This is a genomic window from Ruegeria sp. ABM4_193 (genome assembly GCF_056158705.1).
In genome coordinates, this window is record NZ_JBSWTT010000001.1 from 2,634,036 (window position 1) to 2,646,930 (window position 12,895).

Sequence of the window (12,895 nt, forward strand, 5' to 3'; positions counted from 1 at the left end):
GCTGGCGCAGAGAAAATCACCTTGATTGGTCGACCGTGCCACGGCAATGCCCGCGGCGGCGCAGCACGATTTCTCGAAACCGGACATTCAAATCGCGTAAATGGGTCAAAACTCAATCCTGCCGTTCGCTGCTACGGCGTCGAGCGTCTTACACGCGGACTAAGCCGACATTTGTTGACTGACACGCAATGTCTGGTCTTGACCGCGCAAGCGTGCAACTTTTCTAAAACTTTCGCTATCGTTTCCTTTAGAAAAGACCATGCTGATATGCGCCATACCGCAAGCCTACTAACTGTTGAACAAGCGTCATGAACCGACCGAACATCCTGTGGATGGTTTCCGACCATCAGGTTTTTGCCAATCGCAATTTGAGCGCAGAGCACGGCCCACTGCAAAAACGATTAGGAGAGATCGGAACCAGGTTTCGACGCGCTTATACCGTTTTGCCCATTTGTTCACCGTCACGCGCGTCTATGCTGACCGGGCTTTACCCGCATGCACATGGCTTGACGGAGAATGATGGGCGCTTTGGAGGTAGAGGTGAGCTTGGTGTCGACGACGACATGCTTCAACACCATCTAAAGTCTGCCGGGTATCGTTGTGGATGGTTCGGAAAATGGCATTTGAACCACGATAGTTCCGCCAGCGACCATGGTTTTGAAGGCTTCTCACTTTCTGGCTATGGCTACCCATACAATACACCGGACTACAAAGCGTATCTTTCGAAAATTCAAGCTGGGCCCCTTTTTGCTGAAACAGAGGTGCCCGGCGAGTCGCGCTTGGCACCTGCTACTCGGGTGGATCTCCTAAAGGAAGATACATGGTACGACTATGAAGCAGGCAGTGCCATACTGCATGGCCCCGAAGAGGTCCACGAGGCGCATTTCCTTGCTGACACTGCGATCAAATGGATCGAAAGCGTCGATACAAATACCCCGTTTTTCGTCCGGCTGGATCCTTGGGGGCCACATCCGCCATATACCATTCCTTCCGGCTTCCAATCGACACTGCGGGACGAAGACGTATTCCTGTCTGAGAACTTGGATCATGATCTAAAAACACGCCCCGCCCACCATGCGGAGTACAAGGAACAATGGCAACGTGATTTGCGCGATGACAGCTTCGACTGGCCGCGACTGCTTCGCCGTGCGATCGAACATGCAATCGTGGTTGAGCGGGCCCTGAAAAAGGTCGTCGATTTCCTTGAAACTTGCGGGCGGCTCGAAAACACGGTCATTGTATTTTGTGCCGATCATGGGGATGCCGTTGCATCGAACGGAGGCGTCATGAACAAAGGCAGCCTCTTGACCGAGGAAACGATCCGCATCCCTTTATTCTTCGCAGGCCCGTCTATTTCCGCCGGGGGAACGAGCGACGCGCTTATCGCAAATGTCGACATTGCCCCCACGCTCCTGGCTCTCTGTGATCTGCCTCATTGCCCCGAGCATCAGGGCCAGATAGTGGCGGGTCATTTGAGCAACAATGAAAGCCCGGCTGCGCGCGATCAAGTTCTGATCCAACACTATGGCTTGCATGTCCCCATTATCCAGCGCTGCCTGATCCAAGCGAACTGGAAGTACGTTTTGCAGCAAGACGGCTTTGAGGAATTGTACCGCCTCGATAATGACCCCTTCGAACGCTCCAATCTTGCTATCGAAGATCCGGCTGCCGGGGCGGATTTGAAACAAATCAGGTGGCGTCTACGTCAGGAGATGGAGAAGCTAGGCGACAATCAGAGCAAAATTCTGTCTGTTCTAGAGGCCTTCTCAAAGCGGTAAACGTCCAGTCGCGGGATTGTTGCAAGCTTCGCTTGACCTTCGGTGATACCGTCTATCCCCAAGCAGACATTCGAACAGACTAGAGCATTAGTTGAGATGGGCTCGGTGCGGTCGGTCAATCTAAATTGTGCGATCGACAGCTTCCGAAAGCTGAATGTCGGCGTATTTGGCCAAGCTGATGTGAACGCAAGATCATCTTGGTTTTCGCTATGTCTGCTTTAGGGAATGGGGCGCAGCTCGACCCGCCGCATTGCCGCAAGGCAGCTCCGAGCCCAGAGCGGTCTTAGTCGGATAGTGTGTGAAACACACCCTTTGCTTCATCCTCCTTCAGGAGGCAGCGTCGCAACACTTCGCTTTTTCGGAAGTTGATTCTCCAAACCTTTCCACCAATCCCGTATTTCGAGGGGCTGAAAAAAGGGCGAGTTGATGCGTTCCGTCAGTTCAAGTATCTCTTCCGCAAGAGTTTGAATTCTTCGTCCGTGAGACCAAGCGCATTACGAAGATAGCCGTCTACAGATCCGTAGCTCTCTGCGATGCTTCGATAAAATTCGTTGAGATACGACTCCCGAACGCCAAGCGAGGGCCAAACAGCTTCTGCGGTCATGTTCGTTCCTTGATCCGCGTTTACCTTGGCCGCAATTTGTTCAGCTTTATTGTCAGCGTCCTTTAGTGTGTTGCTCATCATGAAATCCGCCTTGATGTCACTCTTGGTGACCCCTAGTGCAGTCAGGATAAGTACCGTCGCTACGCCGGTTCGATCCTTGCCGCCCGAGCAATGGTATAGAACGGTCTCGCCTTCGGGCTGAGCAAGCAGGACGTCGAAAAGATCACGATACTCATCCGCGTAATCCGTTGCGATGTATCCAAATGCTTCTGAAAATAGCGTCTCCGTTTCCTCGGCCGTTGCGGTGCCAGATTTGATGCTGGCCCGCATGTCATCAATCATCTGGTTCTCATTTTCCATCACAGGGAAGACCTCGAATAAGAAACTCTTTATCGCCCCGATCTCCGGCGCGCTTCTAATCACCATGGCAGCCACGGCTCAGGCCGACTACGTCACCGACAAAGCGATCAAGGGCGCAGTTGTCGGTGCCACGATCGCCGGTATTGCTGGCGAGAACATTGTAGGTGGCGCTGCCGCTGGTGCCGCAGTTGGCGCCGTGGGTGGTGCGATCCAGAAGGACAACTTCGAAGACGCGCAGGACGAAGCCCAGGAGCGCCGCGACGACTTCAAGGAAGAACACAAAGACTGGAACGACTAAAGTTCGACCGCCAACGAAACAGAAATAGGAGAAACACAGCCGAACAAACCCGACCGGTCAGCATGCCCTGTTAGCATCCAGACGCAGTTTGACTGACCATCCGCACAGAACTCGCACAGTTTCTGATAGGTTGCCATTCGGCTCGAGAAACGAGCCGGGTGGCAACTTTGTTTTGGACCCTCAAACGTCACACGTTTGAGGAAGCCGCGGTCCTGGACTTCAGTCGCCAAACTCGACCCCGGTTTTGTCCAAAATCCAAAAACAACCGTCCAGAACCCAAACGACTGAAACAGGCACCAACCCCAAATCTGGCTCATTCGAACGACATCGAAGGGGCCAGTAACAGACGCGACTCTGGGACTGCCGCGCTTCGCAATCCAACGCCAAAGGAAACGGCAATGAACCTATTCGCAAACTTCGACGCAGAGACCCTGGCACGCATCCAGTTTGCCTTTACTGTGTCGTTTCACATCATCTTCCCCGCCTTTTCCATCGGCTTGGCAAGCTTCTTGGCCGTTCTCAATGGCCTCTGGCTATGGCGCAAGGACAAGGTCTACCTCAACCTTTTCAACTACTGGAAAAAAATCTTTGCCGTAGGCTTTGCCATGGGCGTCGTGTCCGGCATCGTGATGTCTTACCAGTTCGGCACGAACTGGAGCGTGTTCTCGGACACCGCAGGTCCCGTAATCGGACCCTTGATGGCCTACGAGGTCATGACAGCCTTCTTCCTCGAGGCAGGCTTCCTCGGCATTATGCTTTTCGGTCGCGAACGCGTCGGTCCGAGCTTGCACATGATGGCCACAGCGATGGTCGCTCTTGGCACGCTGATATCGGCTACGTGGATCTTGTCGGTCAATTCCTGGATGCAAACCCCGGCTGGGTTTGACATCAACGAGCTGGGGCAGTTCATTCCCGTTGACTGGTGGTCGATTGTCTTCAATCCGTCCTTCCCCTACCGCCTGACACACATGGTTCTTGCCGCCTATCTCACCACTGCTTTTGTGGTGGCCGGCGTTGCGGCCTGGCACTTGCTATGCCGCAATCGCACGGCTGAGGTCACCCGAATGTTCTCGATGGCAATGTGGATGGCTGTTCTAGTCACCCCTGTACAGATCGTCGCCGGCGACCTTCACGGTTTGAACACGCTGGAGCATCAACCGCAGAAAGTGATGGCGATGGAAGGTCACTTCGACAGCCATCCCGAAGGTGCACCGCTTATCCTGTTCGGCATTCCAAACGAAGAAGAAAAGCGCGTGGACTATGCCATCGAAATCCCGAAACTATCATCGCTGATCCTGAAACATGACCTAAACGCGCCGCTTGACGGTCTGGACACTATCCCCGACGAGGAGGAACCACCGGTCGCGATCGTGTTCTACAGCTTCCGCGTCATGCTCGCTATCGGTTTTGCTATGCTGAGCGTCGGCTTGTGGTCGCTTGTGCAGCGCGTTCGGGGCCGCCTCAACGAAGATCGCTGGTTGCACTGCACATCCGTCCTGTTGGCGCCCAGCGGGTTCGTGGCGGTACTGGCCGGTTGGATCACTACCGAAGTGGGGCGCCAGCCTTACACGGTGTACGGGCTGATGCGGACGTCTGACTCACTCTCGCAAGTGGATGCGCCTACAGTTGCCGCATCTCTGATAGCGTTCATCGTTGTGTATTTCGCGGTGTTCGGAGCAGGCACGTTCTACATGCTGCGCCTCATGGCAAAACCACCTGCCGAAAGCTTCCAGAAAAGTCATAATCCCATTGAATTCTTAACCTTGGCGGAGGCAGCATAATGCTTGATCTCTCGACGATCTGGGCAGGCATCATTGTCTTTGCCGTTCTGACCTATGTGATCCTGGACGGTTTCGATCTTGGAATTGGGATCCTCTTTCCATTCGCGAAAACCGACAAAGATCGCGATGTCATGATGAACTCGGTCACGCCTGTATGGGACGGGAACGAGACCTGGTTGGTCATGGGCGGCGGAGGTTTGTTCGCTGTTTTCCCGCTGGTTTATTCCGTGGTGATGCCCGCTATCTATTTGCCCATTGTCGTCATGCTTCTTGCACTTGTCTTCCGCGGTGTCGCCTTCGAATACCGCTGGCGAACGGTTCGCGGACGCTGGCTGTGGGATGTTGCCTTTCATGGCGGCTCAACCGTAGCTGCCATGTGCCAAGGCATCGCTCTCGGCGCGCTGGTCCAAGGTATCCCGGTCGAGGATCGACTGTACGCAGGCGGACAATGGGATTGGCTGACGCCGTTCTCTGTCCTGACGGGTGTGGCCTTGGTGATCGGGTATGCCTTGCTAGGAGCAACCTGGCTCAACATGAAAACCACGGGCGAGATACAGCGCCGTATGCGTTCTTTTGCCCGACCGCTGATGCTCATGACGCTCGCGTTAATAGGTCTCGTTAGTCTTTTGACCCCATTCCAAGACCCTATCTATCTGATCAGATGTTTTTCGTGGCCCGGTATTGTTTTCTCTGTACTAGTGCCGGCTATCGTTGCTGTCATTGCATGGATGCTTGATCGCAGCCTGAGGGAACAGCGAGACTATCAACCCTTCTTCTGCGCCATTGCCTTGTTCGTCGTCTGCTTCATCGGCATTGGGATCAGCTTCTATCCCTATATGCTACCCCCAAGCCTCACGATTGCTGAAGCCGCAGCGCCGGACAGTAGTTTGGCCTTTGCTTTGGTCGGAGCCGTCATTCTGCTGCCTGTGATCCTGGCCTACACCGCCTACACGTACTGGGTTTTCCGCGGGAAGATCGATCCAGAGGAGAATTACCATTGAAACTTCTAAAGCAAGTTTTCTGGTTCGGCGCGATCTGGTTCGGCAGCGTCTTTTGCTTAGCGACTGTCGCTTACGTAATCAGGATGTTCATCACTTGAAATGGCAAGGATACCAATGTTCGCGCATCGGCATGTCTAGATCGCGCAAATATTAGTCCAAGCGCCGAAAGAAACTCCGTTCCGGCCTACCAGATTCCCAAGAATAAGCGGCTGGCTAGGTCGTCTCAAATTCAACAATTCAAGGGGGCTTTTATGCTTTCTCGTGCAAAACCAATGCCTGTGCAGTGGGATCAGATTGACCCGGCTCTGCCCATAACAACTAAAAACAACCACGGTGGCAGCCTTTCGCCTGGCATGTTACCAAAGCTATTCACAGGGCTCGTTGCTGCAGGGCTTGTGACCTTCGTTCTATTGCCCTTCACCTCGGCCGTCAGCGGGGCGGTCTCGAAAGACTTACTACCAGTTATGGACCTGTTATTCGTCTTGCTCTCTGTACTTGTGGTTTTTACTTCCACAGCTGCGATCGTACTGAAAGGGTCAACACTGCGGGCCGTCTTCGGCCGAGGATTGGCATCTCTCGGCACAGCGCTTATCATTTCGCCCATAGGGCTCTCGGTCCTATTCGCACTATACCTTCAAGACTGGGTATTGATCGTAGCAGACACGTCCATCGAACAAGCGGGAAGAACAGCGATATCCTTGTTTGGTGGCATCTTCGTAGCCAATGCTCTCGCTATGGGATTGGCTTTTGGATGTTTGTCTCTGCTACTTGGGATCAGGCTAATGCAAAATCGTCCAAAATTACTCATCTCGCCTTAGGCGAGTGAATTTCCACTTTGGGCTCGGTGCGGTCATTCGCTGCACTTAACGCGAACGTCAGCTTTGCAGGCAGAACAAATGTCATTTCTTTCCTAACGGGCGCCACCTAGCTATAATCCTAGCATGTCAAATCGGGACAAAATCAAGCGTAACCGTATGAAACGGTACGAAGATTTAGCATCGCGTCGGAACTACGTTGAACCGATGCAATATTTGTTTGGACAGCTAAAAGGCGCTGTTGACACGGGCAATCATGACAAAGCCATCAAAATAGCGATGTTTCTCATCCCATTTGGGCATGCCAAAGCTTTACCGCGAAAAGAGGACGGCGATGAAGCCGTTAATGACCGGCTTTTAGTGAATGTTCTGACGCTGGACTGATTGCGCCTGAAGAACCTGATATCGCCGATTCAGTGAGATCAAGCGATTTTTCAACCAAAATCCCTGCGGGGGACCATTTGGGGGACTGGCTTCATATTAGAAGGTAGAAACCATTGATAGTAAATAATTTAAATAGTTTTAGTGGTGCCCCACACGGAATACATAATATATGTTAAGTATATACTTCTAAATTAGAAAATTTATACACAGACCGCATGATACCCCCAATGGTACCCCCAGTGGCGAAATCACCTCGCCTGCATTTGCAGTGTACTTACCGTGACCATTCACCAAGTAGAGGCCAATTTTGACCTCGAGCACAACTACGCCCTCAAAAACCAGTCGTTCGTATGATACGAGCTTTGCGATCAGTCTGGCGGCGAGCCAGCTACAGCGGTTTGAACATTGAAGGCAGTAACCTGATCATTCGCTTATGCATGCTTTAGTGATCGCCAAACGGACATTGCTGCCATCAGCATTATTACTGCGAAGTTGTCTTGTCAGTTTGACAAGATGTACTCGGGTTTCTCTTCACCGAGCTCAAACAAATTCGGATTTTTGACTTTGTTTGGTAAGCGCGTACAATTGCAACAGCTTTAGGCGCAAAATCCGCAAGTTAGGCCACCTTCACAGCGACGAAGAGAGGAACGCGGGCGGCACTGGAGGGGGATATGAAGAGATTATCGATTTGGCTTTTTGCCTTCGTGTTGCTTGCCGGCTGCTGGGAGAAAGAAGAAGAAGAAGCCCAAACAGTAGTACGTCCTGTCCGAGCTACCGAGATTTCTGACCTATCCAGTTTGCATGACCGCTACTTTGTCGGAACGGCGAGAGCCGCACGCGAAGTGTCCTTGGCGTTTCGCGTGCCGGGCAATGTTGTCGGTGTCGATGTTCAGGTTGGCGACCTTGTGACGAGAGGTGCTGTCATCGCGGCCTTGGACCCGGCCCCGTACCAGGCCGAAGTCGATCGGCTTACTGCTGAACTTGAGAGCGCACAGGCGACGTTTGAAAACGCAAAATTGCAAACAGATCGGCAACGATCACTGGTCGAAAAAGATGTTGCTGCTCAGGCGACACTTGATCGGTTTGTCGCGGGCGAAACATCAGCACAAGCAGCAATCAATTCTGTCCAAGGGGCTTTGGATAGAGCCACTCTGGATTTAACCTACACGAGCTTGGCGGCACCGTTCGATGGACGTGTTGTTGCCAAATACATTGAAGATTTTGAAGAAGTTGCAGCACGGACACCGGTGCTACGCATCCTAGATGCCGAGCACATCGAAGTCGTGATCGATGTCCCCGAAAGGTACATTGCCCTGATCCCGCATATTGAAGACATAACCGTAACTTTTGATGCTCTGGGGGATGTGGTTCTACCAGCGGAAATCAGCGAGATTGGATCAGAGGCTTCAGCAACGACCCGAACCTTCCCCGTCACGTTGACTATGCAGCAACCGGAAGAAGCAGTTGTTCTTCCGGGTATGGCAGGGCGCGTCCGTGGCCAACCAAAAGAGGGACATGAACCATTCGATGCGATCATGGTTCCTGCCAGCGCGGTTTTCGTGCCTGAAGGGGAAACTGATCCACATGTCTGGGTGTTTGATGCCGGCTCAGAAACCGTAACGGCAAGGAAGGTTTCGCTTGGGACACCGCGATCACAAGGGGTGGCCGTTAGTGGCGGTCTGAAATTTGGTGACGTCGTAGTCACTGCCGGAGCGAACTCTTTGCGAGAGGGTCAGAAAGTTTCGTTACTTTCTGAGGATACAGAGTAATGGGTCTCGCGGCGTTCTCAATCCGCAACGCCAAATTCGTTTGGTTCACGGTTGTCATGCTCACGTTGGGCGGCATTTCGGCTTTCTTTAGTCTGGGACAGCTAGAAGACCCCGAGTTCACCATCAAAACTGCGGTCGTGACCACCCTCTATCCTGGCGCCAGCCCCGAAGAAGTTGAACAGGAGGTCACAGAACGGATCGAGCTGAAGCTTCAAGAGATTAAAGAGATTGATTACATCACGAGCGAAAGCAGGGCGGGTGTGTCGACCATTAAAGTCGAAATCCGCCCAAACTATTGGTCGGACCAACTGCCACAAATCTGGGACACGCTGCGCCGCAAAGTCAGAGACGTGGAAACAGACCTGCCCCCGGGCGCAGGTCGTCCTGCTATCAACGATGATTTCGGTGATGTCTTTGGTCTGCTTCTGGCTATGACGTCTGATGGGTTCTCCGCTCAGGAGCTTGATAGCTTCGCCGAAGACTTCAAGCGAGAGCTCTCGTTGATCGACGGTGTCGGCCGCGTCGATCTGTGGGGAGAACGCGACAGGGTCATTTACCTAGAAACGCGGGAAGAAGCCTTGGCCGCCTTGGGCGTTTCAGCTCAGACAATTCTCAATACTTTGCAAACCCAGAATGCCATCGTGGACGCAGGGCGAGTGAATATCGGTGACTACCGCATGCGTATTGCGCCAAGCGGGACGTTCACTAGCCCAACTGATATCGCAAACTTAGTTGTCCGACCCAGCGGTCTGGATCAGGTTCAAAGCGGTCAGCGGCGGGGACCGGAGTTGCTAAGGCTGGGTGAAATCGTTGAGGTTAAAGAAGGCTACGCTGACCCCCCAAAAACTATGATGCGCTATAACGGCCTACCATCAATTGGCTTGGCGATCTCCTTCCAGTCTGGTGTCAACGTCGTCAGCGTTGGTGAGGCCGTAGACGCGAGAGTAAATGAACTGATCGCGGGCCTGCCGGTCGGCATCGAGGTTGAGCGAGTTCATTGGCAATCCGACGATGTAAACCTCGCTGTCAGCAGTTTTTTGGTGAGCCTTGGCCAAGCCGTCGCGATTGTCCTGGTCGTTTTGACTCTGGCGATGGGTGTTCGCATGGGGATCATCATCGGCAGCGGGTTAATCCTGACGATCCTTACCACCTTCATTCCGTTGGCAGCACTGGGCATAGACCTGCAACGGATGTCGTTGGGGGCGCTGATAATTGCGCTGGGAATGATGGTCGACAATTCAATCGTTGTTGCAGATGGCGCAATGGTTCGAATGTCGCAAGGTATGGACCGCGCGAAAGCCGCGATCGATGCGGCAACCCGCCCTGCCATGTCTCTTCTTGGTGCGACATTTGTCGCAGTTATGGCGTTCTACCCGATCTTTGCGTCCGTCGAGAGCGCAGGGGAGTACTGCCGGACGCTCTTCTCAGTTGTCGGGATAGCGCTGCTGGTAAGTTGGTTGCTGTCGATGACGGTCACGCCGCTGCAGTGCGTTGCTATGCTGCCGGAGCCAAAGGGAGGGGCCAGTGAGACTTTTGACACAGGCCTCTACGCTGTTTACCGCCGCTTTCTGGCCGCCGCGATCCGCGTTCGCTACCTGACCATCGGAGTAGCAATGGGTGCTCTGGTCATTGCCGGGCTTGGTTTTGGCTCTGTCACGCAGCTTTTCTTCCCGACGTCGTCCATGACAAAATATATGATCGACTACTACGCGCCCGAAGGGACCCGTATCGAAGCCGTTGCCGAAGCGATTACGCGGATCGAAGCACAGGTGGAAATGGATGATCGCGTGACTGGTATCGCCAGTTTTATCGGAGCTGGCCCGCCGCGTTTCTACCTGCCGGTCGACCCCGAAGGAACAAACCCGTCCTACGCGCAAGTCATCGTGAACGTAGACGATTACCGGGACATTCCTGAGATGACCAAAGAGATTTCGCTTTGGATATCAGCCAATATGCCCGAGGCGACCTCCTTCACACGTCAGTTCGGAGTGGGACCCAGCAATACTTGGGCATTCGAGAACCGCATCGTCGGCCCAGCAGATGCCGATCCCGAGACTTTGCGCGAAATTGGCGACAGAGCAGTTGCGATACTGGATCAGCATCAATGGACGAAAGTGGCGCGCACCGATTGGCGCAACCGTGTCCTGAAAACTGTCCCAGACTATGACCAGGACCGAGCACGTTGGACCGGTATCACTTATGAAGACCTTGGAAACACGACAAAGCGTGCATTTGACGGGCGTTCGGTCGGCGTCTACCGCGAAGGTGACGAGTTGCTGCCAATCATCGTCCGACCCGGCGCAGAAGACGTGGCTGCCGTCGACAACTTTGAACTGTTGCAACTTCAGTCACCGTTTTCTGTTGAGCCTGTACCGTTGGCGCAGGTCGTACGCGGCGTGAATATCCAGCCCGAAGACCCGACGATCAATCGTCGCGACCGGCGTCGCGTTCTGACTGTGCAAGCCAATCCAATCGATAGCGTAACTCTACCAAGTTATCGCGCCGCAGTTCTTGCTGATTTTGAAGCTTTGGAGGTTGAATTGCCGGCGGGCTACAGCATGGAATGGGGTGGTGAGTACGAGGACACATTGTCCGCGCAAGCGTCTTTGATTCCGGGTATGATACCCGCGTTTTCGATCATGGCGCTGATTGTCGTTGGTCTGTTTAACTCATACCGCAGACCTCTGGTCATTTTCCTGACTGTACCTTTTGTGCTGATAGGTATTGTTCCGAGCCTACTTCTCACAAACACTCCGTTTGGGTTCGTTGCATTGCTCGGGGGCATGAGTCTGGCGGGCATGATGATCAAAAACGCAATCGTTCTGATCGATCAAATCAACGATAACTTGGCCGAGGGTCAGCCGGGCTACGACGCCGTTTTGAATGCCGGAGCCTCAAGACTGCGACCCGTCGTACTGGCCGCCGCCACTACAGTTTTGGGTGTGATACCGCTACTGCCAGACGTGTTTTGGGTGGGTCTTGCTGTCACGATCATGGGCGGTTTGACGGTGGGTACGATGCTCACAATGATCCTGGTCCCGGTTTTGTTCGCCACGCTGAGTGGCATTCGACAGTCACCGCAAGCTGTTTGACGTCACCTTTTTTAGCGGTCTTTGGATCGTTTTCTGTGGAGCATGTAGTTGTTGAGTGTAGACAACTCATTCGGGGATAAAAATGGACAATACAGTACTTTACTTTCTAGTCGGAATCTTCGTGGTTGGCCTAGTTTCATTGGGATATTTCGCCAAGGGAAACGGAGCACTGCTTGTGATTGTGATACTGGTTAGTGTGTTGTTGGCAATGATCGCATTTTTAGGGGGTTACTTTGGCGAAACACCGAAGTGAGCTTGTAGTGGCTATGTTGAAGAAGCGTCGCTAGTTACAAGAAACGTCAGCTGATCCGAGAACGAGGCTCTTTGTATTCGCTTTGTTTTTACTGCTCCGAGGAAAAGATGGATTACCTGTGCCAATGGCCGACTTTCACTAGCGTCTCCTGAGAATGTTGCCGCTTCGGAACCCTCTCTGCTGAACCGTTGTGGCTTGGCTCGCTGTAAAGCCCACTCTGGAAAATGTCCGCTTTGGGCTCTAACCAGTCCTTCGCTGCATCACGCCTTAACGTCAGTTCCACCCCCAAACCGCCAGCACCAGCGACTAGTCTTCAGCCCCCGGAATTGATCATCAGCGGTCGTCTCAACGTCAGTGGGCGGGTCTCTAGCGGCCTCGTAAGCTGCCCCGCCAGCGGCAGTAAGCGGCTTCTCTAGCGGTCAGAAATGCCCGTCGCAGAGCTTAGCGAATGCCCGTGCTCACTGTTAGAAATGCCCCCGAAACCGCCCCAGTTTCTCGTGCTAGTAGGAAAAGTTGATAGGTTTCATCGGTCGGCAAGGTTTCCTACCACCCCAGCCACCATTCTCCGAAAGAGCAACAAAATAAGGGGAATTCCACCCCTTCAAGCCGACATGTATGCCATGCCTCCGAAGGTGGGATACAATGCGGGATACACGATCGCCACTCCAAGATCGGATTTCGACCCAAGCGACGCGCTCGCGTCGGCCCCTATCTCATACGTCGCGGTCGCACCTATTACTTCATGAAGCGTCTGCCGAAA

The 12,895-nt window shown here is 53.4% G+C and carries 10 protein-coding genes; 9 read left to right on the plus strand and 1 reads right to left on the minus strand.

Going from position 1 to position 12,895, the window contains the following annotated elements; all coding sequences use genetic code 11:
• The first annotated feature begins 308 nt into the window (after window positions 1-308).
• A complete protein-coding gene (locus ACXADZ_RS13185) occupies window positions 309-1,778 on the plus strand; it encodes a sulfatase-like hydrolase/transferase (protein WP_475196999.1) in 1,470 nt (489 codons plus the stop codon).
• Window positions 1,779-2,214: 436 nt separating this feature from the next.
• Here ACXADZ_RS13185 and ACXADZ_RS13190 read toward each other — a convergent pair whose 3' ends face one another.
• Entirely contained in the window at window positions 2,215-2,724 is a 510-nt protein-coding gene (locus tag ACXADZ_RS13190) for a tyrosine-protein phosphatase (RefSeq protein ID WP_475197002.1), read from the minus strand.
• Between ACXADZ_RS13190 and ACXADZ_RS13195 the strand changes: the two genes are divergently transcribed.
• From ACXADZ_RS13195 to ACXADZ_RS13230, 8 genes are all read left to right on the plus strand, one after another.
• The gene (locus tag ACXADZ_RS13195) at window positions 2,711-3,040 is read left to right on the plus strand and encodes a hypothetical protein (RefSeq protein ID WP_475197003.1); all 330 of its coding nucleotides are present in this window, start codon (window positions 2,711-2,713) and stop codon (window positions 3,038-3,040) included. The genes ACXADZ_RS13190 and ACXADZ_RS13195 overlap by 14 nt on opposite strands.
• Before the next feature lie 398 nt (window positions 3,041-3,438).
• Complete coding sequence (locus ACXADZ_RS13200) at window positions 3,439-4,821, plus strand: cytochrome ubiquinol oxidase subunit I (protein WP_475197005.1); 1,383 nt, start codon at window positions 3,439-3,441, stop codon at window positions 4,819-4,821.
• Window positions 4,821-5,822 carry a cytochrome d ubiquinol oxidase subunit II gene (cydB, locus tag ACXADZ_RS13205; RefSeq protein WP_475197008.1) on the plus strand — a complete coding sequence of 334 codons (1,002 nt, stop codon included), beginning with the start codon at window positions 4,821-4,823 and terminating at the stop codon, window positions 5,820-5,822. Before ACXADZ_RS13200 ends, cydB begins: the two co-directional genes overlap by 1 nt.
• Window positions 5,819-5,920, plus strand: a complete 102-nt coding sequence (locus tag ACXADZ_RS13210) for a DUF2474 family protein (protein ID WP_475197010.1) — start codon at window positions 5,819-5,821, stop codon at window positions 5,918-5,920. Before cydB ends, ACXADZ_RS13210 begins: the two co-directional genes overlap by 4 nt.
• 153 nt (window positions 5,921-6,073) lie before the next feature.
• Window positions 6,074-6,640, plus strand: a complete 567-nt coding sequence (locus tag ACXADZ_RS13215; protein WP_475197012.1) for a hypothetical protein — start codon at window positions 6,074-6,076, stop codon at window positions 6,638-6,640.
• Between the two features lie 156 nt (window positions 6,641-6,796).
• Window positions 6,797-7,021 (plus strand): hypothetical protein, encoded by a 225-nt coding sequence (locus tag ACXADZ_RS13220; RefSeq protein WP_475197013.1) that lies wholly within the window; start codon window positions 6,797-6,799, stop codon window positions 7,019-7,021.
• Between the two features lie 671 nt (window positions 7,022-7,692).
• Window positions 7,693-8,790, plus strand: coding sequence for an efflux RND transporter periplasmic adaptor subunit (locus ACXADZ_RS13225; protein ID WP_475197016.1), 1,098 nt, complete (start codon window positions 7,693-7,695; stop codon window positions 8,788-8,790).
• Window positions 8,790-11,882, plus strand: coding sequence for an efflux RND transporter permease subunit (locus ACXADZ_RS13230; RefSeq protein WP_475197018.1), 3,093 nt, complete (start codon window positions 8,790-8,792; stop codon window positions 11,880-11,882). The genes ACXADZ_RS13225 and ACXADZ_RS13230 overlap by 1 nt, the downstream gene beginning before the upstream one ends.
• The last annotated feature ends 1,013 nt before the right edge of the window (window positions 11,883-12,895 follow it).